19 protein-coding genes are annotated in these 23,658 nt (G+C 71.2%); 7 read left to right on the forward strand and 12 right to left on the reverse strand.

What is annotated here, in order from left to right; translation table 11 throughout:
* The first annotated feature begins 309 nt into the window (after positions 1–309).
* A complete protein-coding gene (locus ACFWEE_RS13285; protein WP_386888718.1) occupies positions 310–1,938 on the forward strand; it encodes a tannase/feruloyl esterase family alpha/beta hydrolase in 1,629 nt (542 codons plus the stop codon).
* A 42-nt stretch (positions 1,939–1,980) separates the two neighbouring features.
* Positions 1,981–2,571 (forward strand): DUF308 domain-containing protein, encoded by a 591-nt coding sequence (locus ACFWEE_RS13290; protein ID WP_386888720.1) that lies wholly within the window; start codon positions 1,981–1,983, stop codon positions 2,569–2,571.
* 690 nt (positions 2,572–3,261) lie between these two features.
* Here the strand turns inward: ACFWEE_RS13290 and ACFWEE_RS13295 are convergent.
* The 3 genes from ACFWEE_RS13295 to ACFWEE_RS13305 form a co-directional block, all read right to left on the reverse strand.
* Entirely contained in the window at positions 3,262–4,125 is an 864-nt protein-coding gene (locus ACFWEE_RS13295) for a Bax inhibitor-1/YccA family protein (RefSeq protein ID WP_386888721.1), read from the reverse strand.
* A 169-nt stretch (positions 4,126–4,294) separates the two neighbouring features.
* Complete coding sequence (locus ACFWEE_RS13300) at positions 4,295–4,762, reverse strand: SsgA family sporulation/cell division regulator (RefSeq protein ID WP_386888723.1); 468 nt, start codon at positions 4,760–4,762, stop codon at positions 4,295–4,297.
* A gap of 296 nt (positions 4,763–5,058) precedes the next feature.
* Complete coding sequence (locus ACFWEE_RS13305) at positions 5,059–6,756, reverse strand: amidohydrolase (protein WP_386888725.1); 1,698 nt, start codon at positions 6,754–6,756, stop codon at positions 5,059–5,061.
* Between the two features lie 306 nt (positions 6,757–7,062).
* Between ACFWEE_RS13305 and ACFWEE_RS13310 the strand changes: the two genes are divergently transcribed.
* On the forward strand, positions 7,063–7,818 hold the full coding sequence (locus ACFWEE_RS13310; protein WP_386888726.1) for a dienelactone hydrolase family protein: 756 nt from the start codon (positions 7,063–7,065) through the stop codon (positions 7,816–7,818).
* A gap of 169 nt (positions 7,819–7,987) precedes the next feature.
* Here ACFWEE_RS13310 and ACFWEE_RS13315 read toward each other — a convergent pair whose 3' ends face one another.
* Entirely contained in the window at positions 7,988–8,416 is a 429-nt protein-coding gene (locus ACFWEE_RS13315) for a hypothetical protein (RefSeq protein WP_386888727.1), read from the reverse strand.
* A 333-nt stretch (positions 8,417–8,749) separates the two neighbouring features.
* Between ACFWEE_RS13315 and ACFWEE_RS13320 the strand changes: the two genes are divergently transcribed.
* Positions 8,750–9,373 (forward strand): TetR/AcrR family transcriptional regulator, encoded by a 624-nt coding sequence (locus ACFWEE_RS13320; RefSeq protein WP_386888728.1) that lies wholly within the window; start codon positions 8,750–8,752, stop codon positions 9,371–9,373.
* Positions 9,374–9,415: 42 nt separating this feature from the next.
* Here ACFWEE_RS13320 and ACFWEE_RS13325 read toward each other — a convergent pair whose 3' ends face one another.
* The 3 genes from ACFWEE_RS13325 to ACFWEE_RS13335 form a co-directional block, all read right to left on the reverse strand.
* Positions 9,416–10,216, reverse strand: a complete 801-nt coding sequence (locus tag ACFWEE_RS13325) for an SDR family NAD(P)-dependent oxidoreductase (RefSeq protein ID WP_386888729.1) — start codon at positions 10,214–10,216, stop codon at positions 9,416–9,418.
* 115 nt (positions 10,217–10,331) lie between these two features.
* A complete protein-coding gene (locus ACFWEE_RS13330; RefSeq protein WP_386888730.1) occupies positions 10,332–11,132 on the reverse strand; it encodes an SDR family NAD(P)-dependent oxidoreductase in 801 nt (266 codons plus the stop codon).
* Positions 11,133–11,287: 155 nt separating this feature from the next.
* Positions 11,288–12,607 (reverse strand): MFS transporter, encoded by a 1,320-nt coding sequence (locus tag ACFWEE_RS13335; protein ID WP_386888731.1) that lies wholly within the window; start codon positions 12,605–12,607, stop codon positions 11,288–11,290.
* Positions 12,608–12,869: 262 nt separating this feature from the next.
* Here ACFWEE_RS13335 and ACFWEE_RS13340 point away from each other — a divergent pair, with 262 nt between their 5' ends.
* Entirely contained in the window at positions 12,870–13,364 is a 495-nt protein-coding gene (locus ACFWEE_RS13340; RefSeq protein ID WP_386888733.1) for a MarR family winged helix-turn-helix transcriptional regulator, read from the forward strand.
* A gap of 67 nt (positions 13,365–13,431) precedes the next feature.
* On the opposite strand, the gene ACFWEE_RS13345 is transcribed toward ACFWEE_RS13340, so the two are convergent.
* The 4 genes from ACFWEE_RS13345 to ACFWEE_RS13360 form a co-directional block, all read right to left on the reverse strand.
* Positions 13,432–14,295 (reverse strand): oxaloacetate decarboxylase, encoded by an 864-nt coding sequence (locus ACFWEE_RS13345; RefSeq protein WP_386888734.1) that lies wholly within the window; start codon positions 14,293–14,295, stop codon positions 13,432–13,434.
* Between the two features lie 487 nt (positions 14,296–14,782).
* Positions 14,783–15,247 carry an acyl-CoA thioesterase gene (locus ACFWEE_RS13350; RefSeq protein ID WP_386888736.1) on the reverse strand — a complete coding sequence of 155 codons (465 nt, stop codon included), beginning with the start codon at positions 15,245–15,247 and terminating at the stop codon, positions 14,783–14,785.
* A gap of 261 nt (positions 15,248–15,508) precedes the next feature.
* Positions 15,509–18,301, reverse strand: coding sequence for an AAA family ATPase (locus tag ACFWEE_RS13355; protein WP_386888737.1), 2,793 nt, complete (start codon positions 18,299–18,301; stop codon positions 15,509–15,511).
* 349 nt (positions 18,302–18,650) lie between these two features.
* Complete coding sequence (locus ACFWEE_RS13360) at positions 18,651–19,379, reverse strand: ricin-type beta-trefoil lectin domain protein (RefSeq protein WP_386888738.1); 729 nt, start codon at positions 19,377–19,379, stop codon at positions 18,651–18,653.
* A gap of 955 nt (positions 19,380–20,334) precedes the next feature.
* On the opposite strand from ACFWEE_RS13360, the gene ACFWEE_RS13365 reads away from it, so the two are divergent.
* Entirely contained in the window at positions 20,335–20,760 is a 426-nt protein-coding gene (locus ACFWEE_RS13365; RefSeq protein WP_386888739.1) for a hypothetical protein, read from the forward strand.
* A 354-nt stretch (positions 20,761–21,114) separates the two neighbouring features.
* On the opposite strand, the gene ACFWEE_RS13370 is transcribed toward ACFWEE_RS13365, so the two are convergent.
* Complete coding sequence (locus ACFWEE_RS13370) at positions 21,115–21,597, reverse strand: DUF6924 domain-containing protein (protein ID WP_386888740.1); 483 nt, start codon at positions 21,595–21,597, stop codon at positions 21,115–21,117.
* 311 nt (positions 21,598–21,908) lie between these two features.
* Here ACFWEE_RS13370 and poxB point away from each other — a divergent pair, with 311 nt between their 5' ends.
* A complete protein-coding gene (gene poxB, locus ACFWEE_RS13375; RefSeq protein WP_386888742.1) occupies positions 21,909–23,642 on the forward strand; it encodes a ubiquinone-dependent pyruvate dehydrogenase in 1,734 nt (577 codons plus the stop codon).
* Positions 23,643–23,658 lie beyond the last annotated feature (16 nt).

Here is a 23,658-nt window from a genome sequence, read left to right on the forward strand (position 1 = left end):
GGCCTCACACGTATCCGTGGTGATGCCACCCGGATTCGCGACGTGAGCCGTCAACCGACTGTTGTCCCCGCCCGGGTGGCCGGGCAGGGTGATGTCGGGTGGCGGAAACCTGAAGGCCCGTCTTCCCGGCGGAATTTCCCCCACCCTGTTCCGTCACCGCTCTAACCGGTGATAAAGTCTCGATCAGACTTCGACGGACCCGGGACCTGTCGCACGGGGAAACCGTCCACTCTCCATGGACCTGCTCGCACGCCAAGCACATGTGTCGCAGAGGCCAGGCGTACACCTACTTCTTTGAATGGGAAACCCATGAGACGACTTCTGACTGTCCTCGCGGCCGGCGTGCCGCTCGCCGCGGCGGTGTACCTGCCGACCGCGTCGGCCGAGGCCCAGACAGCCGCCGCAACCCCCCTGACCTGCCGTTCCACCTCCGTGAAGGCGCCCGCCGGGACCAAGGTGGAGAGCGTCACGGCGGTCCGCCACGAGGCGGGAACCGTGGACGTCCCCCCGGTCACCCCGCTGCCCGGGGCGCAGATCGCCGATGTGCCGGCGTACTGCGACGTGACGGTGACACTCACTCACCCCGGCCAGGGCGACCACGCCAAGGTCCGTGTATGGCTCCCGATCGACACCTGGAACGGGCGCCTCCAGACCCTCGGCGGCAGCGCCTTCGCGGCCGGCGACTACGGCATCGGCCTGGCCGGCGCGGTCAAGAACGGCTACGCCGCGGCGACCACCGACGCGGGCGTCGGCACCTACATCGACAGCAGCTGGGCTCTGAACGACCGGGGCCAGGTCGACACGGTGCTGCTGAAGAACTTCGCCAGCCGTTCCGAGCACGAGGCCGCGGTCGTCGCGAAGGACGTCGTCGGCGGCTTCTACGGCAGGAGCGCTTCGTACGCGTACTTCAACGGCTGCTCGACCGGCGGACGCCAGGGCTACATGGAGGCTCAGCGCTACCCCGACGACTACGACGGCATCCTCGCCAACGCGCCCGGTATCAACTGGGACGAGTTCGAGGTCGCCACCCTGTGGCCGCAGGTCGTCATGAACAACGAGAAGACCTACCCGTCGTCCTGTGAGCTGAAGACCTTCACCAACGCCGCGGTCAAGGCCTGCGACTCGCTCGACGGCGTCAAGGACGGCCTGGTCAACGACGCGTCGGCGTGCGACTACGACCCGCGCCGACTGATCGGCACCAGGGTCGTGTGCGACGGCAAGGAGCTGACCATCACGGCGGCCGACGCGGCCGTGGTCCGCAAGATCTGGGACGGCCCGCGCACCGCGTCCGGCAGGAAGCTGTGGTCCGGCGTGCCCGTCGGGGCCGACCTGTCGGGCCTCGCCGGCGTCACCGCGCCGGACGCGGACGGCAACGTCAAGGGCCAGCCCTTCCCGGTGCCCGCGGCCTGGGTCCAGACATGGCTGGAGAAGCAGCCCTCCTCCGACATCTCGACGATCACCTATGACCAGTTCACCCAGCTCTTCAAGCAGTCCCAGGCCGAGTACGACAAGGTCATCGGCACCGACGACACCGACCTGTCCGACTTCCGCAGGTCGGGCGGCAAGCTGCTGACGTACCACGGCGAGGCCGACCAGTTCATTCCGACCGCCGGCACCGTGCGCTACCGCGAGCAGGTCGAGCGGGAGATGGGCGGCACCAAGCGGGTCGACGACTTCTACCGTCTCTTCCTCGCTCCGGGTACGGCCCACTGCGGCCTGAACGACGGCAGCGGCGCCTCGGCCGACGACCTCGGCGCCCTGCGCACCTGGGTCGAGCACGGCAAGGCCCCCGAGACCCTGCCGGCCACCCTGATCAACGCCGACGGCCAGGCCGTCGACCGTGACCTGTGCAGCTACCCGCAGGTCCTCCGCTACCGGGGCCACGGCGACCTGGCCGACGCCACCAGCTTCCGCTGCGTCGCTCCCTCCCGGCACTGACCCGACGACCGGCACTCCCGACCCCGAGAAAGGCCGCACCCCATGAGTACGCAGACAGTGCCGCAGCCCAGCGTGGCGGACGACGGCGGACGCTCCTCTCTGATGAGGCTGTACCTGGGCCGTGGTGTCCTCGCCGTGGCGTGGGCCCTGGCGTTCGCCGGAGCCCACGACGACGTCGACGCCGTGGCGATCACGCTGCTGGTCGTCTATCCGCTCATCGACGCGGTGTCCTCGTGGATCGACTACCGGGCCACCCCCGACGGCTCGGAGCGAGGCGTGACCGCCTTCAACGGGGTGCTCAGCACGCTGGCCGCACTCGGGGTCGGCATCGCCGGAGCGGGCGGGGTGGAACCCGTACTCCATGTGTTCGGGGCCTGGGCCGTCGTCTCCGGCGCCGCGCAGGTGGTCGTCGGAGTGAGGCGGCGGGGTCCCGAACTGGGGAAGCAGTGGCCGACCCTGATCTCGGGCGGGCTGTCGTTCGTCGTCGGCGTCTTCTACAACATCCAGGCCGTCGGCGACAATCCCTCGCTCGACGTGCTGTCGACGTACGCCACCGGTGGCGGGGTGTGGTTCATCGTCCAGGCCCTGCTGCTGGGCTGGAAGTCCCGTCAGCTGCGCACCCGCACCGTCTGATCTCCGCCTCTCCTCCCGGTGCCGTCCCGGCCCGCGCCTCGTGGCGCGGGCCGGGATTTCGCGCGTCGTGGCGCGGACCGGAATGCGTGCGTCGGCGCGCCGACCGGGAGTCCGTGCGTCGGCGGACCGGGCGGACGGGCGTACCGGCAGAACGGCGGACAGGCGTACCGGCGGCACGTCGCGCCGCGGTCGACGCGCGATCGGGTCCGGCTCCCGGCCGAACCGGCGGGGACCCGTCGGTGTGGGATCCCTCTGTGGTCGACAGGAGCCGGACGACGCCCGGCCGGTCGCGTGGAGGACGGCGTGGGGGCGGTGTTCCCGGGCGGGGCGTCGTGGCACAGGCCCACCGGGGCGGCCGGACCGCCGCGCCGGGGCGCGTACTTCGCCCGGTCCAGGAGTTCCGCCTTCGGTGGTGGTGGTGGTGGTGGTGGTGGTGGACCGCTCGGTGCGCGGGGAACCCAAGGGCTGCTCCGTCCTCCTTCCCGGCCGCCCGGCGGAGTCCGTCCGAGCACGCTCCGTCCGTCCGGCCGTCCATGACCGGGCCGGGGCGGGTGACGAGGCTCGCCCGGACCGTCGCGCGGATGCGCGGAAACTGGGAACGCTGATACGCGAAAACGCTGATACGCGGAAACGCCGGGAGGGATCCGCGCGTGTCGCGCGGATCCCTCCCGGCGTCGGGGCAGTGGTCCGTCAGTTGTCGCTGTTGAAGATCGTCAGCACTTGCAGCACCTCCAGGTAGATCCACACGAGGGTGAGGGTGAACCCGAAGGCGGCCAGCCACGCTTCCTCGCGGGGGGCGCCGTAGGCGACGGCGTCCTCGACGTGCTTGAGGTCCAGGGCGAGGAAGGCCCCGCCGAGCACGATGCCGGCCAGCCCGAAGACGATGCCGATGCCGCCACTGTGGAAGCCGAGGCCGTTGCCCGCGCCGAAGGCGGAGAAGAGGGTGTCGGCGAGGAGGAGCAGCACGAAACCGATGGAGGCGGCGGAGACGAAGCCGATGAACCTCCGGCCGACACGTATCCAGCGCATGCGGTAGGCGATGAGCACACCCGCGGAGACCGCGAAGGTACCGAGCACGGCCTGGACCACCACCCCCGGTGAGATGTACGTCGACACCGTGCTGGAGAACACGCCGAGGAAGACGCCCTCGGAGGCCGCGTACCCGAGGATCAGGGCCGGGGACGGCGTCCGCTTGAACGTCTGGGCCATCGACAGGGCGAAGGCGACGAGCGCGGATCCGACCGCGATTCCGTACGACCGGCTCAGCGCCGACTCGTCGACGGGCAGCAGCAACCAGGACAGCACCGCCGCGAGCGCCACGGTGCCGAGGGTCGTCGCGGTCCGGACGACGACATCGTCCACCGTCATCGCGTCCTGGTCGTGGCGGGTGTCGGCGCCGGGGGCGTAGGGGTTGGTGTAGGGGCCCGGGCCCGTGGCGTGGTCGGCGGCCCATCCGCCGCCGACCACGGTGCCCACCGGGCGGCGGGCGTCGTCGGCCGGAGCCACGGCACGGGCGGCCCCCCACCTGGAGAAGATCGGGTTGCTGGTCCTCACGTCGTTCCTCCTCGTCCGCCGCGCGTGCGGCCTGCGGCAAAGCGCTGTCATCGAGTGCCCGGGGCGGCATACGTGTGGCGGTGGCGACCGGCCGGGCCGACGACGGCAACCCTGTGCGTCACCACTCTGACAGGTGACGCATCGGGAGGCAAGCCCGTCCGGGCGAGGGTCATTCGGACGGGGCCGTCGGCCCCTCGATCAGTTCCGCGAGGAACCCGTCCCAGTCCAGCCCGTCCATCTCCGCCCCGGCCGCGACGGTCCGGTAGGTGGCATCGAGCCACTCCGCCAGCGGTTCGGTCGGCAGATCGAACAGGGCCTCCACCTCCTCGGACTCCAGGAGCAGCCAGGACGAGGGCCGCTCGCCGGGCAGCGTCGGCCACATCCGCACGTCGCCGGAGCCGCTCATCGACGTCACACCGTGGCGCAGCAGCTCACGGCCGAGGTGCCAGACGAGGCTCGGCCCCCGCTCGGCGATGAACTCGACCGTGATCACCGCGGCCTGGGCCGGGTCGAAGTGGAACTTCGCCCGCATCGGAAGCCGGGTGAACTCGTCGAGCATCTGATCGAGTTCCAGCAACAGGGCGGGTACGGGCTGGGGCGCCGAACGCGCCCTCAACGACGAGTGGTCACGGTGCATGACAGGGTTCCCTCCGTGGGACGAAGACTGCGTGTCCCACTCTTCGCCCAGTACTTCCCCCGCACATCGGTCAGTTGACGGTCGAAGGGTGCGCCGGGTGCGGGCCGTCGGTGTCGTCCGGGGACGGCGCGGGCGCCGCGCGGGAGTCGGGGTAAGTCAATTGGCTGCCGGTGCCGACTTGATGCCGCCTCGCCGAGGGAGGGGGCGGCGGACGGTCCCGGAGAAACATGGACCCGCCCGCGGCCGGGCCAGGGCCGGTCGCGGGCGGGTGCGGTGAGAACGGGGAAGCCTGGAGATCAGACGACGGGTGCGAGATTGGGTCCCGTTCCGCCCAGCTGCTCGGTGGAGACGATGGGCGGTACCGGCCAGATCACGCCCTTCGGCGGCCAGCTCTGCCCGGTCGCCCTCAGGAAGTCGGCCGGCGGTTCGTACAGCGGCGGCTGGCTGCCGTCCGGGATCATCGAGGCCCAACCGACGCCCTCGGTACGGTCCTTGAACTCCTGCTTCATGCCGTCCAGCAGCGCGGGCTGCTCGATCAGGTCGACCGCGCCGGCCGCGAGATAACGGGCGGCGGAGAGCAGCGCCTGGTGTCCGATGTTGGTGGCCGCCGTCGCGGTCGCGCCCCAGTTGTGGTTCGGGATGCCCGGCGGATAGGCCGCGGACAGGAGGACGGCGGTGGGAGCCTGCCAGCTGATGTCGGCGGTGTCGGTGGCCAGCCCGCCGGTGTAGGCCGCGGCCGGGGGAGCGAGGGGCGTCAGCTCGGTCGGCATGCCCACCTCGGGTTTGCCCAGCGCCTTCTGCACGGCCTTCGCCAGTGTGTGGTCGGCGTCGGTGAACTTCGGGGCGCCGATCTGGACCATGTTGTCGTTGAGCAGTTCCGCACCCGCCTTGTTGGCGAGAAGGTTCCAGGTCGCGGAGTGGAACTTGTGCACCAGACGTGTCTGGCTGGCCTGGGCGGCGGCCTTGCCGCACTCCACGATCTTGTCGTACAGCACCTGGGCGCGGGCCGGGCTGCCCTCGCGGACGAAGAACCAGATGGAGCACATGTCCGGAGTCACGTTCGGAGCTCCGCCGCCGTTGATGATCGCGTAGTGGAACCGTCCGGACGGAGCGACGTTCTTCTCCCGCAGATACTCCGACATCGTCGCCATCAGCATGGCGCCGTCCAGGCCGCTCTTGTTGCCGAGCGGGGTACCGCCGTGGCCGGAGGCGCCGAGGAAGGTGAAGGTGGCGGAGACCAGCGCGCTGGTGGTGTTCCAGAACGGCACGGTGATGTTGAAGGGGTGCCAGTCCAGGAAGGCGTCGATGCCGTCGTAGACGCCTTCCTTGACCGCGTACGCCTTGCCGACGAGCTGTTCCTCGCCCGCGCTGCCGAACAGCTTGACCCGGGCCTTCAGTCCGCCCGCGCGGATGGCCTGGGCGACCGCGATCGCTGCGGCGGTGCCACCCGCGCCCAGAGCGTTGTGCGCGTCGCCGTGCCCGGCGCCGTAGGTGGGTCCGTAGGCGTCGTAGTTGTAGACCAGCGGGTCGTGGGTGCCCACGCCCTTCTTCTGGGACAGACCCGGCAGGGCGTCGTACTCGGCGTTGAACCCGATGACGGGGCCCTCGCTGCCGTAGGTGGCGACGAAAGCGGTCGGGAAGCCCGCCGGACCCCACTCGACGGTGAAGCCGTTGTCCTTCAGCAGCTTGGCGTGGGCGAGGGAGGACTTCCACTCACGCAGCGACAGTTCCGCGTGCTGCCACACCTCGTCGCTCAGCCGGGTGATCGCGCCCTCGTTGGCCGTGATCCAGTCGAGCGCGGTCTGCTTGGCGGAGCTGCTTCTGGCCAAGCCCCTGGGGGCCACGTAGCCGGTGGGGGAGACCCCGGTCCGCTCGTCGTAGCCGAGCGTGGCGGCGAGGACCGGGTCGGCCTGGAGGATGGCCGCGGTGGTCGCGGTCGCCCCCAGGCCGAACATCTTGAGCAGGCGCCTGCGGCCGGGCTGGAAGTCGTTCACGTCAGTCTCGTCCTCGCAGTGTGAGGGAAGGGCCGGGTCACCGGCTCCATGACACGTGGCTTGGCATGCCGTTCGGATCATATGTGTCTTGCCATCGGCAAACACATCACACTTGTCGAGAGGGTTCAACCGGCGCTCACTCAGGCGTACTTCGCGCCCCATGCATGCATTTTTCACGTGATTTCGCCTCTGGTGGGAATCGCGGCGAGCGGACCGGCGTTCCCATGTGTGAGCCGTACGGGTTGTTCAGGCAGACACCGCGTCCGGATTCGACCAGATTCCCCCGTAGAGAGGCACACCGACATCATGACCGCCGTGACCCGAACCCTCGTGGACGTCCCCACAGCGGACGGCACCGCCGACGCCTACTTCACCCACCCCGACGACGGCAGAGCCCACCCGGGCGTTCTCCTCTACCAGGACGCCTTCGGACTGCGCCCGCACCTGGAGGCGATGGCCGACCGGTTGGCCTCGGCGGGCTACTCGGTGCTCGTCCCGAACGTCTTCTACCGCAACGGGCGCGCCCCGGTCGTGGAACTGCCCGAGTACATCGACGTGGCCGCCCGGCCGGACGTGGTGGGGAAGATCGTCCCGCTGATGGAGGCCCTCACTCCGGAGCAGACGCAGCGCGACGCGGGAGCCTTTCTCGACTGGCTCGCCGGTTCGGCGGCGGTCACCGAGGGGCCGGTGGGTGTCACCGGCTACTGCATGGGTGCCCGGCTGGCGTTGTACACGGCCGGCGCCCACCCGGACCGGGTGGCCGCGGCGGCGGGATTCCACGGCGGCGGGCTGGCGAGCGAGGCGCCCGACAGCCCCCACCTCGTCGCCGGCCGGATTTCCGCCGAACTGTACTTCGCCCATGCCGACGAGGACCCGTCGATGCCCGAGGACCAGGTCCGCCGCCTGGAGCGGGCGTTCGCCGACGCCGGCGTCAAGCACCGGTGCGAGGTGTACGAGGGCGCGCACCACGGCTACACCCAGTCCGACACCGCTTCCTACCACCCCGAGGCGGCCGAGCGGCACTGGCGGGAACTGACCGCTCTCTTCGCCCGCACCCTCTGACACCAGGGCTGTGGTTCGAGGGCACCTGCCCGGAGCCGGAGAGTCCGGCAGGTGCCCCCGGTGCGGGACGACCGGGTGTGTTCCGTCGTTCATGACGGAAGGGCCGACAGCACGCTGTCGGCCCTTCGGCGTAGCGGAACGCCCCGGTCGTCCCGCACCGGGGGGAGACTTACGCCGCCCGCAGCGGCCCCGCGAAGGACTTACGGAGGGACCCGGGGGCGACCAGGGGGAGGAGCGAGGCGAGCATCTTGCCCTTGAGCGTGCCGGGCTCCCGGGTCAGTTCGACGTCGACCCGTGTACCGCTTCCCTCCGGGGTCATCCGGAAGACCCAGCCGCCGCCCGCTCCGAACAGCTTCGAGTCGAGGGTGGAGATGGTGACCGTGTCCCCGTCCGGCTCCCACTCGTAGCGCGCGCGCTCCCACGCGGCAGCGGTGCCCTCGGTGACCTCGGCCCAGGTGTCGCCGAGGTCGTGGACCTCGAAGTGCTCGGCATCGATCGTGGGCCAGGCGTCGGCGCGCGACGGACCGAAATCCGTCAGGACCTCCAGCACGTCCTTCGGGGCGAGCGTGGAGACGAGGTGGAACCGTACGACTGCCATGGAGGCTTCCTCACCGAATAAGTAACTGTTCTGGCCGGTGACGAGAGAGTGGCATCCGAAAGTGTCACCTGTCAAGGCGGTTACTCTTGCGGGCGTCCGGCCAGCTGTCAGGACCGCTCGGCCAGGAACATCCAGCTCTGCTTCTCCAGGACGGCGGCCAGTGCGATCGGCGGATCCTGCGTCACGGCGTCGGCCAACCCGGTCTCCTCGATGGGTTCCCCGACGTGTCCGACGACGGCCGCCGTCGGCCGCGGGGCGGCGGGAACGTGCGTGCCCCGGCTCCGCACGCCGGGCCCGAACAAGCCGTGCACGGCCTCGCGTATGCTCGTGCGCGTGAACGCCGCACCACCCGCCCGCAGACGCGACGGCGCCGCGACGCGCGAGGCGATCCTCGCCGCGGCGGTCGTCGAGTTCACCGAGCACGGGTACGCCCGTGCCGGGGTACGGCAGATCGCCGAGCGGGCGGGCGTCACCGCAATGATGATCAACCGCTACTTCGGCTCGAAGGAGCGGCTGTTCGCCCAGGCCGTCGATCGTGCTTTCACCCCGCCGACCGTCGTCGGTGACGGGCCGCCACGTCTGGCGGGCTCCATCGCCCGCACGCTCGCCGAGCGCACGTCCGCCGACGCGGAGCAGCTCGACCCGTTCCTGTTGCTGCTCCGTTCGGCGGCGGATCCGGAGGCGACGGACATCGTCCGCCAGGGTGTCGAGGCACATGTGGGCGCCCGGCTCGCCGGGCTGCTCGACGGCCCCGACGCCGACGTCCGTGCACAGCTCGGGCTGGCGCTGGTGGCGGGTACGTGGCTGCTGCGCAGGGTCGTCGGTACGACCGCGCTCGCCGAGGCGGACGACGAGCGCCTCGCGGGCATTCTCGCCGACATGCTCGGGCCGGTCACCCGGGAGAGCGGTGCCGCTCCGGTCGCCGCCGAGGGTGTGACGGACGGCCCCGCCGGGTAGCGCACGGCGTGCGGCACCCGGCGGCGTGCGCGCCGGTCCGCGTCAGAACGCGGAACGGATGAGGCCGCCGTCGACACGGAGGGTGGCTCCGCTGACGTACTGGGCGTAGCCGCTGCACAGATAGGCGACCGCCGCGGCGATCTCGTCGGGCTCGCCGAAGCGCTCCTGGTCGTTGGGGATGAGCGCGTCGACGGCATTGGGCTGGATCTCGTCCCAGGTCTCGCCCCAGCCGCGGGCGGGGCCGATGCCCGTGACGAGGTCCTTGGTGGCCTCCACGAGGATGGCGCCGGGGGACACCACGTTGGAGGTGACGCCGGTGCCCTTGAGGTCGCGTGCCAGGGACACGGCCAGGTTGTGCCTGGCCGCCAGAGTCGCGTTGTACTGCGGGTGGGTGTTCATCGGCTGGGAGGCGAGGCCGCCGCCGATGGTGATGACCCGGCCCCAGCCGCGCTCCCGCATCGCGGGGACGAGGTGCTGGATCATCCGGACGCCGGAGACGACGTTGACGTTGTAGGTGTCCAGCCACTCGCCGGGCGATGCCTCGGCCCACGACAGATGCCGGTAGAAGCCGGCGTTGTTGACGAGGATGTCGACGGGGCCGCCGGCGACCGCCTCGCGCGCGACGTCGGCGGCGGCCCCGTCCTCGGCCAGGTCGCCGAGCACGGCCGTGGCGCTGCCGCCGGCCTCCCGGATCTCCCGCGCGACCCTCTCCGTACGTTCCTTGTCACGGCCGTGCACGACGACGGCGGCGCCCTCCGCTGCCAGCAACTTCGCGGTGGCCTCACCGAGTCCGGCGCTGGAGCCGGTGACGAGCGCGCGCTTTCCGGTCAGATCGAGGTTCATGCCTGTTCTCTCCTTCAGGGGTTCCCGGGCCGTGGCGGCCCGGGAGTCCGTGTCCCTGGAAGAAGTATACACCTGTAGACTTCTTGCTCGCCGGACAGATTCCGGCCCGAGAGGGTCAGTTCACCGAGCGGATGGTGCCGCCGTCCACCCGTAGCGTCGCCCCACTGACGTAGTCGGCATGCGGGCTGGCCAGATAGACCACCGCGGCGGCGACCTCCTCCGGGCGCCCGAACCTGTTGGTGTCGTTGGGCACCCAGCTCTCCGCGGCGGCCCGCTCGATCTCCTCCCAGGTGTCGCCCCAGCCGTGCTCCGGAGCGATCCGCCACAGCAGGTCACGGACCTGGTCGGTCAGGATCGCTCCGGGCGCCACCGTGTTGGAGGTGATGCCGCTCCCCTTCAGCTCACGTGCGAGCGAGACCGCGAGATTGTGACGGGCGGCGAGCGAGGCGTTGTAGTGGGGCTGAGCCGACATGGGCTGTACGGCCAGGCCGCCGCCGATCTGGATGACACGACCCCATCCGCTCTCCCTCATGACCGGGACGAGGCTCTGGATCATCCGTACTCCGGAGAGCACGTTGGACTGATAGGTGGCCGCCCAGATCTCCGGCGTCGCCTCCGTCCAGCTCACCTGGTCGTAGGCGCCGGCGTTGTTGACCAGGATGTCGACCGTGCCTCCCGAGAGAGCCGCCGCCGCCACGGCGGCGGCCCCGTCCGCGGTGCTCAGGTCGCCGACCGCGACTTCCGCCCGGCCGCCCGCGGAAGCGATGCGGCCGGCGGTCTCCCCGGTCCGCTTCTCGTCCCTGCCGTGCACGACGACGCTCACCCCTTCGCGGGCGAGCGCCTCCGCGATCGAGCGGCCGAGTCCGGCGCTCGAACCGGTCACCAGCGCGCGCTTTCCGGCCAGCTGCATGTCCATGTGTCTGTCCTCTTCCTGAAGTATGTGTGCTTGCCCCCATATGAGCACACATGGTGGCATGAACGCAGGTGTCTGTTGTCGACGACCGGTGGTGTGGGCGAAACCCTGTCGGCGCCGCCGGGGTGCGGTCGTGGACCGCCGGTGCGCAGGCCTCCTCAGGAGGCTGTCAGCCTCCGTGTTCCCGACGGGGTGATGGCCAGCAGGGCGAGGCCCAGGCCGAGCAACGCGACGACGATGGTGTGCAGACCGGAATCCGTGGCCCGGTCGCCGAACGACAGGCTGATCAGACTCGACGACAGCACGGCGCCCAGGTAGGTGAAGGTGCGCATGAGTCCGGCCGCGACGCCGACGGCCTCGGCCGGTGCCTGCTGGTACAGCGCGGCCTGATTCCCGATCACGCCCAGGCCCGAGACCACACCGAACACCATGGTGATCAGGACCATGACCCAGATCGGCGTGGTCGAGGTGAACAGCAGCAGACCCGCCGGACCGAGGACCGCCGCGACGGCCGTGCAGTACAGGGCGGAACGCACCAGCCCGCGCCGGGCGAAGGGCACGGAGACGAGGGCGGCGAACACCGACATCGGCAGGACCAGCAGGCCCACGCCGATCGCCGACAGCCCTCGCGTCTCCTGCAGCCACTGGGTGAGGCCGTACAGGATGCAGTAGTTGAGCAGGAAGGTGATGCACACGCGCAGGTAGGTGGCGCTCAGCGCCTTGTTCCCGGCCAGCATCCGTACGTCGACGAAGGGATCCTCGGTCCGGCGCTCCCGGGCCACGAGGGCGACCAGCAGGACGAGGGTGAGCGCGAGGAGCGACCACCGCGGGTGGTGCAGGTCGTTGAGGAAGAACAGCAGCGAGGCGATGGTGCAGGCGAAGAGCACCATGCCGGGAACGTCCAGCCGGGCCGAGGGGCCGGCGTCCGCGGTCCTCCGCTCGCAGGGAGGGTCGCGCGGCACCCAGGCGAGCGTCATGACGACCCCGAGCAGGACCAGGGGAACGTTGACGAGGAAGGTGATGCGCCAACCGGCGACCGCGGCCAGCAGTCCGCCCAGCGGCAGTCCGAGCGCGGAGGTGACCTGGGCCGCGACGGCCAGCGCGCCGAGCGTGCCGCCCGGCTGCGCCGACGGGTGTTCGGCGGCCCACCGCCGCACGATCATCATCGCGGTCGGATAACCGGCCGACGTGCCCACGCCGAGGACGACCCGCGCGGCCACGAGGGTCGGCAGGTTCGTCGCCGCGGTGCCCAGCGCGCCGCCGAAGCCGACCAGGACGAGCCCCGTCAAAAACACCCGGCGCGGTCCGAGACGTCCGGCCAGTCTGCCCATCGTGGGCTGGCCGATCGCGCTGGCCAGGTAGAGGGCCGAGACGAGCCAGATGGTGGACGCCGCCCCGGCATGGAACGTGTGTCCGATGGCGATCAGCGTGGTCGCGATGATCGAGCTGTTGATCGGGTTCAGGGACGAACCGAGCATGAGGGGAAGGGTGAAGCGCCATCCGGGGCTTCCGACGGCGGCCACTCGGCCCGGAGGCCTTCCCGTCGTCTCCCCGCCCGTCCGCCGGGGCGGCGTTCTGCGTGTCTTCATGACGACCAACAGTACAGGTTGCCTGAACAGTTCGCCTTAACACCTATGAGTGTGTGTGTCGGAGTCGGGACTCGAGTGTGTTCCTGTCGGCCCACGGGGCGCCTTCCCGTCGCAGGGGAGATGGTCTTCAGGCGGCCTGTATGGTTCCAGCGTGGAAGCGAAGAAGACTCCGTCGGCGGACCTGGCACTGGAGCTCGTGCGGTCCATGGACCGGCTCCGTGGCCGCATCCGGTCCGAGACCGGCATGCGCGCCGGCCCGTGGAGCCGCAGTCAGCTGGCCGCCCTCAGCCGCGTGGTGGCGGGAGGGCCCACGACCACCAGCGATCTCGCGGCAGCCGAGTACATGAAGCCGCAGTCCATGGCCCAGACCCTGGCCGTACTGGAGAAACACGGCTTGGTCGCCCGCGATCCCGACCCGGCCGACGGTCGGCGCGTGCTCTTCTCCGCCACGGCGCGCGGCCGGGAAGAGGCCGGGCGCTGGCTGCGGGCGCGTGAGGCGTGGCTCAGCGACGCCATCGACCTCACCCTCACGGACGGGCAACGGTCCGGCCTCGCGGAGCTGATTCACCTCCTGGGGAGCCTGGCCGACTCCGCTGCCACGTCACCGCCCCGCCGCGGCCCGCGAGATGTCTCCGGCCGGCCGTGACGACCTCTCCGGGCGATCCGCGCGGGGTGACGCCGCCCTCCGGCCGCACACCCTTCGCGCACCCCGCTCAGGTACCGGGTTCGGTGGTGGCCCGCTCGATGTCGTACAGCTCCCCGAAACCCGCGAGGTCCTGCAGGCGCTCGTAGACGGCGAAGGACTCCGCGGCCGGCCGCGGACTCGGCAGGCCGGCCCGCTGCGCCTCGTACGCCTCACGCAGTGCGCTGAAGGCGGCCGTCTGGCCGGTGACCGGGTCGATGACCATCGAGTACCCCAACCCGGTCCACTCCTGCGGAGCGTGGAGGTCGAACGACGTCAGCAGGGCGACGGGACCGGACAGGCGCCGCGGTGCGGCGGCCCGCTGTTCGTCGTTCTCCGGCAGCAGCATGACGACGTCGGCACCTGCGGAGAAGTACGCCTCGCAGCGTTCGAGGGCCGCCTCGAAACTCTCGTTCCGCACGGCACCGGTCCGGGCGATCAGGAGCAGGTCCGGATCGCGCCTCGCCGCCACCGCGGCGCGTACCTTCCCGGCCATCTCCTCGACCGGGATCAGGTGTTCCACGTGGCGGTGGTGGCTGGCCCGCTTCGGCGCGACCTGATCCTCCAGTTCGATGGCGTGAACGCCCGCCGCCTCCAGCTCCCAGACCGTGCGGGTCACGTGCACGGCGTCGCCGAAGCCCACTCCGCCGTCCACCACCAGGGGAAGTGCGGAACGACGGCGTACCGCAGCCGCCGCCCGGGTGAGCTCGGTGAGCGACAGCAGGGCCTCGGAGACCGCGAGCGACAGGCCGAGCCCGCCGCCGCCGAGGTACCCTCCGTCGAAGCCGAGCTCCTCGCACAGGCGCGCCGTCAAGGCGTCCGGGCAGTGCGGGATCATCAGCGGTCCCTCGGTCTCCACCCGGCGCCTGAACGCCGCGCGTGCCAGGTTGTCCATTCGTCTTCTCCCTGTTCTCCCGGTGTGCGGCCCGTCCGCAGGTCCTCGCACACGAACATCCGCACCCTTCCGGCGCGGGCACCGCTTCTCACACCTGCCCTCGCGCGGACCTGCCCGGAATTTGATGTCTACAAGTGTAGACGTGCTCGCGCTCTGACTGCGCTGCGCTGTCCCCCAAGGGCGTCTGGCCGATGCGCAGCATCGTGGGAGACGCGTCCCTGGTGGAGGCGGACCCCGCCGAACTCACCGCCCTGCCCGAACATCTGCCGGCAGGCCTGCTGGAGGACCCCGCGCCGTAGCTCTGCGGGAAGAGGAGGCCGCACCGTTCCCGGGACCGCGCATGACCCGTCGGCGGTCGGTCGGTGATGCCCGGCACGGGCCGACGGGCGCTCACCAGCCCACCCGCCGCCGATCGCGGGTGAGGCTGGGGCTTCGGCCCGGCGGGACGAGCCCGCCGGCCCGGCACACCCGGCCCGGCGACACCGGGTCAGACGCCTTCCCGGGGCAGGCCGATGGTCCGGGCGATCTCCCGGGTCCGCTCGGACCACGGCGTGGGCGTCAGGGTGGCGCGGTCGAGACGGACGACCGTGCGCCCGCCGTGGGCGTGCGTGGTCTTCCCGTCGGCGGAGCACACCCGGTACCCCGCGGTGGCGGAGGTGGCGCCCATGCGCTCCATCCACAGACGCACCGCGTAGTCGCCGACCCCGGACACGGGCAGGTCGTAGGTGATGTCGAACGACTTGGCGACGTTGAAGCCGTCCCCTTCCAGACCAGTGCTGCCACCGACGCCTCGACCGCGCCAGAAAGCCCCCCACGCCCGCTCCACCAGCACCTGGTAACGACCGTTGTGCAGCAGGCCCATCGGATCGAGGTCGTCGAAGTGCACGACCACAGGAATCAGGACTCCTGCGTCGGTGCCCGGGGCGCCGGGGTCAGGATGGGCGACCGTCATGGATGTCTCCTCCCGCACATGAAACACGTGTCACACACATGTCTCGGAGGATAACAGGACATGTGAGCGGGTCCGGGAGACGCGGGCCCGACGAGTGTGCGGTCGGGACGTACGCCCCTCGCCGGAGCGAGCGCGACCATTGCCCTCGCTCGGGCCGGGACCGTCCCCGGGGCGGTCGGCCGGGCACGGCGGGCGCCGGAACGGACGTACGTCCGGCGGAGGACCGGACGCGAAGTGCGCCCCGGCGAGCGCGGCGCCCGGTCAGACCGGGGCCCGCCGACGCAGCGCGTCCCGCAGCGCCACCCGGGAAGCGATGCCGAGCTTGGGGTAGATCTGGTACAGGTGGGCGCCGACGGTGCGGTGCGATATGAACAGCCGCTCGGCTATCTGCTTGTTGGTCAGTCCGGTCGCGGCCAGCTCCGCGATCTCCCGCTCCTGCGCGGTGAGGGTCGCTCCCGCCCCCTCCTCGGTGTGCGGTACGACCCGGCCCGCTGCCCGCAGCTCCTTGCGGGCGCGCTCCGCCCAGGCGGTGGACTCCAGCCGCTGGAAGGTGTCGAGCGCGGCCGTCAGCGGAGCCTTGGACTCGGACAACGACCGGGACCGGCGCAGCCACTCACCCTGGGCCAGCAGCACTCTCCCCAGGACGAAGGGCCACTGCTCCGCGTCCGGGGTGGCCAGCGCGGCTCCGAACAGGCGGGCGGCCTCGGCGGGGTCCTCCGTCACGAGCGCCTCGGCCGCGTCGGCCAGCATGCCGAGCCAGGGCGACAGCCCGGCGACGTTCGTCTCCTCGCGCAGGGCGCGCACGTGCGCGACCGCCTCCGCCCGCCGGTCGGTGCGGACGGCCGACTCCACCAGATCGAAGAAGACCCACGAGGCGTGCGCGACGTACGGAGGGAAGCTGCCGGCCGGGCCGATGGCGGTCACGCGGCCGTACGCCGAATCGAATGCTCCGTCGGCGATGTCCGCGAGGGCGTGCACGTGCAGGGCACAGTGGACGGCCTCCCTGATGCCGCGCGGCGCCGCCCAGTTGATCATCTCGTCGGCGAGCGCGTGCGCCGTCCCGGTGTCCCCGCGGGACGCGGTCACCAGACCCTTCGTGTACTGGGAGAACCAGGTGCAGACGGTGTACCCGGACCTCTCGCACAGCGTCAGTCCCTCTTCGGACAGATCCAGGACCTCGGTCCACCTGCCGCGGTGGTAGCCGTCCAGGCACAGGTGCAGCAGGGCACCGATGTGTCTGCGCACCGGGCCGCCCTCGCGGCCCTGTCGCACCAGCCGCCAAGCCGCCTCGCGCACCGCCGACAGCCGGTCCGGGTACACCGCCGCCGTGCCCACCCGCACCACCCGGGCCGGGTCGGTCTCCTTGGTCGCGCCGTCGATGATCTCGTCCAGCTCCCGCAGCGACGCCGCGTCGATGTGGGCCGGGTCGCCCCAGGCACGGGCGGCGACGAGCAGCAGCGGCGGGGGCGCCGGCCGCAGCCGGGCGACGGCCGCGTAGTACGGCGCCCACAGTTCCTCACGGGCGCCGTAGTTGCACAGCAGCAGCAGGAAGTGCAGGGCGTCGATGAGCGCGGGGTCCTCCGCGTCGAAGCCGTGGTCGCCCTGTTCGACGGCACCGACCAGCAGGCGGTGGGCCGTCGCCAGGTCCCCGTCGGTGTTGAGCACGAGCTGGACGGCGGCGGTCGCGGAGCGCAGCGACGCCCCGTACCGGGGGTCCGCGCGCCAGGCGTCCTCCAGCAGGGTCGACGCGCTGCTCAGCGCGCCGATCGCCTCGGCACCCACATAGGCCGCCTCCGCCAGCCGACGCGCTCGGTCGGTGTCCCGCGGACTGAGATCCGCGGCCCGGGTGAGCGCCGCGATCGCCGCCACCGCGTCCCCGCGGTTCTGGACGTGCCGCGCGGTCCGTTCCAGGAGGAGGGCGACCTCCTCGTCCGGCTGCAGCGTGGCCTCGCCCAGGTGCCAGGCACGCTGCTCCGGCCGGTCGGCCAGTACCCGGGCCAGGGTCAGGTGGGCCGCCCGCCGGCCGCTGCTGCTCGTCGCCTCGACGACGGCCGACATGATCAGTGGGTGCCGGAACACCAGGCGGCGCGGGGACGCCTCCACGCGGACCAGTCCGTCCCGCTCGGCCGCGTCCAAGTCGCGCAGGTCAGCGTCCGGGTCCGACTCCAGGGCCGCAGAGGACAGCACACCCAGGTCACCGCTGCCCTCCAGAGTGGCGAGCAGCAGCAGCGACCGGGTCGCTCCGGGCAGCACCCGGACCCGGGAGACGAACAGCGACTGGAGGCGTGCGCCCAGCGGCAGTACGGCGGGCAGAACCTCCTGGGCCCGGCGCTGGTCGGCGCGGAGCGCGTCGGGGAGCTCCAGAAGGGCCAGCGGGTTTCCCTGCGCCGCGGCCAGCAGACGCCGTCGCACGGGCAGCGCGAGGTCGGGGAAGCGCAGCTCGACGAGGCGGGTGGCGGATTCCGTGTCCAGGGCGGGCAGTTCGTGGGCGGGCAGTCCGCTGCCGTCGAAGAAGCTCGCCACCCCGGTGCGGGAGGCCGCGAGGAACCGGACGTCCCCGCCGGAAAGCCGCCGGGCGACGAGGCCGAAGACGGCCGCGCTCGCCCGGTCCACCCAGGGCAGGTCGTCCACGACGAGCAGGACGGGGCCCTCCTCGGCCGCCGCTCGCAGAAGTGCCAGCACCGCGTTGCAGACCAGCAGACGCTCGGGCGCGGGCCCGGCGCTGAACCCCAGAGCGACGTTCAGCGCCTCCCGGCTGGAGGAGGGCAGACGGTCCAGGACGCCGTGGAGGGGGAACAGGATCTGGTTCAGCGCCGCGTAGCCGACATCCGCCTCGAACTCGACGCCGGCCGCGCGCAGCACCCGGGTACCGTCCCGGGAGGCCGCGCGGGCCACCGCGTCCAGCAGGGCGGACTTGCCGACGCCGGGCTCCCCGGACAGCAGCAGGGTGCCGACCGGGCTCCGGTCCAGCGACTCCCGGACGAGCTCCAGGTCGCGTTCGCGGCCCACGAGGGAGCTGCCGGAGTCCTCCGGCGCCACGTCAACGGCAGGCATCGCGCACCGTCCGTTCCCTGCGGGGGCCGGCCCTTCGGCTGTCGCGTGCGGCTGTGAACCCCTGGTGTCCGGGCGGTACCGTGTCGCGGCCGGACCGGGAGGCCCCCGTCGTCCGCGTCCTTGCGAAGTTCGGCATCTGCGTCCCTCCGTCGCCGCCCGGCCATTCTAAGGGCTGTCCCGCAGGCCGCGTCGTGAAAGTCCCGTCCGTCGGGCGGTGTCCGGCACGCACGCTCGCCCACCACCGCTCAGCGGTGGGCGACCCGCTCCGCGCGCAGGGCGGGGCCGGGACGACCGACTGCTCCTCCCGGCCCCGCCGCGACGCCCGCGCCGCACGGTCGTCCTCAAGGGCTCAGGACTCCGACCACTTCTGGTTGTCGTGGCCGTTGCACGTCCACAACTGGATCAAGGTGCCGTTGGCAGTCCCCTCGTCCTGAACGTCCGCGCACTTGTCGGCGAGCTTGCTGACCACGTCGTGCCGCTGGTTCAGCTCGAACTGCTGCGCCGGTCCGCCGTCGCAACCGGCGAGTCGGAGCACCGCCCCGTCGGCGGTGGAGCCGCCCGCGAGCTGCACACACATGCCCAGCACACGCATGGTTCCGTCGGACGGGAACGCCCAGTGCTGGGAGGCGGAACCGGAACAGTCCCAGATCATCAGCCGCGCACCCGGCACGGCTTTGCCACCCACCACGTCGAGGCAGCGCTGCGAGTCGTGGCTGTGGACGCCGAACCCCGCGGGCGACGAGGAGGTCCCGGTGCGAGGTCCGTCCTCGGGCGCGGCGGTGGAGTCCGGAGCCTGCGCGTCCTTGCCGGACGCACTGCTCCTGGGCGACGTGGGCGCGGAGGGGCTCGCCGAGGACTTGGCGTCCTTGCGGTCTTCGGCCTTCTTCACCTGCCCGGCGCCGGACGCGCTCGCCGTCGGGGGCGCCGGAGTGTCGAGTCCCGCGACGTCGTCCGCGCCGTAGTCCGCGCCGTAGTCCACCACCACCGAGGCGCCGGCGTGCTTCTCGCCGTCGTCCGGGTCGAGGAGGACGAGGATCAGGCTGAGCACGCCCACGGAGAGCAGCCCCACCACACCCACGACCCCCAGGGCGCCGCGGAATCCATCGCGTTGGGCCTTGTCGCCACGGCGTCCGAAAAGGCCGCGGCGCCGCGGCCCGGGGGACCGGTCGCCCGCGGGGGTGTCCACCGCTGTCGTCCTGGTCCGGGGGGCGCCGGCGTTCCCGCGGGACCCGAACGAGGAGACCTGGGTGAGCCGGGGCAGGGAGCCGTTCCGTCCGGCCGTGACGGCCGGACGGGGATCTCTCGCGGGCGCCGAGGGCCCGGCGTCGCCCGACTCGGAGTCACCGGCCGGAGGGGACGAGGAACTGACCTTCTTGGCGCTGCCTGGGACACGTTGCGGAAGATCTGGCCCCGGCCGGGGCGAATGTGGAGGTTGCATTGTTCCTTCCGAGCAGGACACGAGACATGAGATAGGGGTACGGACGGACGGATTCGCGGGACCGGGTACGCCGCGCAGGGTGGATCCGGCGGAGCGGTTCGTCTCCGGGACGGACTTTTAACGGTCGGCCGACGTGGACTCGAACCGGCGCGACGGGCAGCACGCCGGACGCCCGCTCTCGTCACGGATGACGTGGGACAGCTCTCCTGCGTACCTCGACGGCCTTCACTCCGAACGCCGTCACAGATCCGTTCACCGTCGCGGCCGGGCGCCCGCGGCGTCATCCTCCACAGGCACCATGGGGACATCGAGAAGCTCCCGTCTCATCGAAGCCCGGCCACGAAGCACCTGAAAATACTCGGTGGACGTGCGAACGTGCGCGGAACCCGGGATCCTGTCGCCGCTCACCCCGGCCCACGGCCCTTCGACGTAATGAAGCACTCTTCGTGAACGCATATCAAATCCGGCTCACCCGCCCAAGGTTGGCCGCACCACGACGCCCTTCGACTCTCGAATATGTGTCTTGCTGTCGGAGGTGCGGGCCCGTAGCATGTGCCCGTTCGATCACAGTGGGACACGAAGAAAGGTGTGTGACATGTTTTCCCAGTCGTTCTCCAAGCGTGCGGCAGCAGGTGTTGTCGGCGTCACGCTGGCGTCCGGGATCCTGCTCTCGACCGGCTCGGCTCAGGCTGCGATCGGAGCGGGAAGGGTGCAGCTCTGCGCGCAGGGAAACTACGCCGCGTACCTGGTCTTCAACACCGCGCAGCAGAACCAGACGGGCGTGGCCACCGCAACCGTCAGCGCGAACACGTGCCAGACGTTCAACATCGTCAACTACGGCGGTGGTACACAGACCGGCATCAGCGTGTTCGGCAAGTACAACACCAGCAGCGGCAACTTCTACATCGACGGCCTGAACGTCGACCCCACGGGCGGCGGCTGGAAGCTCTTCGCCAAGGGTACGACCGCGAACGCCGGAACCGGCGCCTGGATGGAGATCGAGGCCACGCCCCGGGTGTGATCCGATGACGGGGCGTACGACGGCGTCGTCCGCCGTGGCACGGCCGGACTCGACCTCGCCCCGCAGGCTCCCGGGCTTCGCACCGGTCCTCCACGGGTACCGGGTACGCGCCCCTTGAGCCGTACGTCCGCGAGGGCGGGTCACACGGGAGGCGCGGGAGGGACCACCACGCTCCGCACCCTCAGGAGGGCGCCCCCCTGCCACAGTGGCAGGGGGGCGCCCTCCTGATGCTCTCCCTCACCCGGATGACCCTGGACCTCCGGTGGATCTTGGCCTTCGGGCGGCATCGGGGCCGGGAGCCCGGCGGTGACCCCAGCGGGAAATCCGCTCAGGAACCCCGTACGGCAGCCTCGTTCAGAAGCCCCGGAAGACGCCGTCCTCCTCGGCGGCGTCCACGAACTCCTCCCAGTCCATGTTGGCGAGGGAGATGTTGTTCTCGACGGACCACAGTTCCGACGCGATCACCCTCAGCTCGTCGAACCCCGGCGCCGCGCCGCCGTCCCCTTCCGCCGTCGCGTCCCCCTCGCCCTGCCCGTCCTCGTCCTCCTCCTCGTCCTCGACGCCCATGTACACGGCCAGCAGCGGCATCTCCGCCCCGGTCATGGCTGTGCGGTCCGCCAGGATCAGCAGGTCGTCCTCGGCCGGCGCCAAGGAGACGATCTGTTCGGCGGTCACGTCGCGGTAGGCGGGGTCGTCCACGATGTGCAGCATCGCGAGGAAGTCGTCGTCCTCGTCGGCAGGGGTGGTGACCGCGGTACGCAGGTCCTGCCAGGCCGCCTCGTCGGTGAAGTCGGTACGGATCAGCAGTGTGGCGTCGCTCTGCGGCAGGTCCCTCATGGCACGAACTCCAGGTGTGTGGCCGGACGGTGGCCGGGCTGTCGCGCCCGGCACACATGGCCCGCGTATGTTAACGAAGACGGTACCGGCGTGTGTGTCCGGTCAGGAGTACGGGGTGCAGTCGTCCGACCGAGACACCTGACATGTCCTGTTGCCGGAGAGACAGTCATTCGACGGATGTGTGCGCTTTTGCCGTGTCCGAGACTGAAGAGGCACCCCCCCGCCCGTCAAGGACGGCATCCGTCGGCTCCGACGCGACGCCCGGGCCCCGCCGCACCGGCCGCGCTCTCCTCAGAGGAAAGGCAACCCGCATGACCACCTTCGCCGACCACGTCATCGCCTCGCTCAAGGCATCGGGCGTGCGTCGCCTGTACGGTCTGCCCGGTGACTCCCTCAACGGTCTGACGGACTCCATCCGCCGGGACGACGACGTCGACTGGGTCCACGTACGGCACGAGGAGACCGCCGCCCTCGCCGCTGCCGCCGAGGCCGGGCTGACCGGTGAGCTGAACGTCTGTGTCGGAAGCTGTGGTCCCGGAAACCTGCACCTGATCAACGGACTCTTCGACGCCCAGCGCAGCCGGGTACCGGTGCTTGCGATCGCCGCGCAGATCCCGGGCTCCGAAGTCGGCTCCGGCTACTTCCAGGAGACCCGCCCGCAGGAACTGTTCGCCGACTGCAGCGTCTACGCCGAGGTCGTCACCAGCCCCGAGTTCGGGCCCCGGATCCTGGAGACGGCGATGCGGGCGGCGGTCGAGCGCAGGGGAGTGGCCGTCGTGGTCGTCCCCGGCGAGATCTTCCTCGGCAAGGTCGACCGCGGTCTGGCCCCGGCCGTGGTGCGGCCGGCGAAGACCGTCGTCCGTCCGGACGACAGCGCCCTGCGCGAGGCCGCAGCCCTGCTGAACGGCGCGAGGCGTGTCACGATCCTGGCCGGCGCGGGTGCCGCCGGCGCCCACGACGACCTGGTCCGGCTCGCCGAGACGCTCAAGGCACCCGTCGTGCACGCCCTGCGCGGCAAGGAGTACGTCGAGTACGACAACCCCTACGACGTGGGACTCACCGGCCTGCTCGGCTTCGCCTCCGGCTACAAGGCGATCGAGGAGGCGGACACCCTGCTCATGCTGGGCACGGACTTTCCCTACCGGCAGTTCTATCCGCGGGGCGCGAAGGTGATCCAGCTCGACATCCGAGGTGAGCAGATCGGCCGACGCACCCATGTCGACCTGCCGCTGGTCGGCAGCGTGCGCGACACCCTGCCCGCGCTGCTGCCCCTGCTGGCGGCCAAGACGGAGCGGGCGCATCTCGACGAAGCCCTCGCGCACTATGCCCGGACCCGCAGGTCGCTGGACTCGCTCGCGGTCAACGACCGCGAGCGCACGCCCATCCACCCGCAGTTCGTGGCGCGCACGCTCGACCGGCTGGCCGACCGGGACGCCGTCTTCACCGTCGACGTCGGCTCCCCTGTCGTCTGGGCGGCCCGCTACCTGACCTTCAACGGACACCGGCGGCTGCTCGGCTCCTTCAACCACGGCACCATGGCCTGCGCCCTGCCGCAGGCGGTGGGCGCGCAGGCGGCGTACCCGGGCCGCCAGGTGGTCTCGCTGTCGGGGGACGGGGGACTCACGATGCTGCTGGGTGAGCTGTTCACGCTCCGCCAGAACGGCCTGCCCGCCAAGATCGTCGTTTTCAACAACGGCTCGCTGAACTTCGTGGAGCTGGAGATGAAGGCGGCGGGCATCGTCAACTACGCCACGGAACTGGACAATCCGCAGCTTGCCGAGGTCGCGGCGGCGATCGGGCTGTGGGCCCGACGGGTCGAGCGGCCCGGCGACCTGGAGGAGGCGATCGAGGAGGCCTTCGCTCACGACGGCCCGGCGCTGGTCGAGGTGATGACGGCCAGGCAGGAGCTGTCCGTGCCGCCGGCGATCACGGTGGAACAGGCGAAGGGATTCACCCTCTACGCGATCCGCACGATCCTCTCCGGCCGGGGCGGCGAACTCCTCGACCTGGTCTCCACCAACGTGGCCCGACGGATCCTGACCTGACCTGACCTGACCTGAC

The organism is Streptomyces sp. NPDC060184, from assembly GCF_042728795.1.
In the GTDB taxonomy this organism is placed as follows: domain Bacteria; phylum Actinomycetota; class Actinomycetes; order Streptomycetales; family Streptomycetaceae; genus Streptomyces.

What these genes read in the sequence shown, in the direction of transcription:
- ACFWEE_RS13335 (WP_386888731.1), bottom strand. Translation starts at nt 12,607, where the DNA reads ATGCTCGGTTCGTCCCTGAACCCGATCAACAGCTCGATCATCGCGACC.
- poxB (WP_386888742.1), top strand. Translation starts at nt 21,909, where the DNA reads ATGACCACCTTCGCCGACCACGTCATCGCCTCGCTCAAGGCATCGGGC.
- ACFWEE_RS13350 (WP_386888736.1), bottom strand. Translation starts at nt 15,247, where the DNA reads ATGACGGTCGCCCATCCTGACCCCGGCGCCCCGGGCACCGACGCAGGA.
- ACFWEE_RS13300 (WP_386888723.1), bottom strand. Translation starts at nt 4,762, where the DNA reads ATGCACCGTGACCACTCGTCGTTGAGGGCGCGTTCGGCGCCCCAGCCC.
- ACFWEE_RS13290 (WP_386888720.1), top strand. Translation starts at nt 1,981, where the DNA reads ATGAGTACGCAGACAGTGCCGCAGCCCAGCGTGGCGGACGACGGCGGA.
- ACFWEE_RS13370 (WP_386888740.1), bottom strand. Translation starts at nt 21,597, where the DNA reads ATGAGGGACCTGCCGCAGAGCGACGCCACACTGCTGATCCGTACCGAC.
- ACFWEE_RS13285 (WP_386888718.1), top strand. Translation starts at nt 310, where the DNA reads ATGAGACGACTTCTGACTGTCCTCGCGGCCGGCGTGCCGCTCGCCGCG.
- ACFWEE_RS13345 (WP_386888734.1), bottom strand. Translation starts at nt 14,295, where the DNA reads ATGGACAACCTGGCACGCGCGGCGTTCAGGCGCCGGGTGGAGACCGAG.
- ACFWEE_RS13355 (WP_386888737.1), bottom strand. Translation starts at nt 18,301, where the DNA reads ATGCCTGCCGTTGACGTGGCGCCGGAGGACTCCGGCAGCTCCCTCGTG.
- ACFWEE_RS13330 (WP_386888730.1), bottom strand. Translation starts at nt 11,132, where the DNA reads ATGGACATGCAGCTGGCCGGAAAGCGCGCGCTGGTGACCGGTTCGAGC.
- ACFWEE_RS13365 (WP_386888739.1), top strand. Translation starts at nt 20,335, where the DNA reads ATGTTTTCCCAGTCGTTCTCCAAGCGTGCGGCAGCAGGTGTTGTCGGC.
- ACFWEE_RS13310 (WP_386888726.1), top strand. Translation starts at nt 7,063, where the DNA reads ATGACCGCCGTGACCCGAACCCTCGTGGACGTCCCCACAGCGGACGGC.
- ACFWEE_RS13315 (WP_386888727.1), bottom strand. Translation starts at nt 8,416, where the DNA reads ATGGCAGTCGTACGGTTCCACCTCGTCTCCACGCTCGCCCCGAAGGAC.
- ACFWEE_RS13325 (WP_386888729.1), bottom strand. Translation starts at nt 10,216, where the DNA reads ATGAACCTCGATCTGACCGGAAAGCGCGCGCTCGTCACCGGCTCCAGC.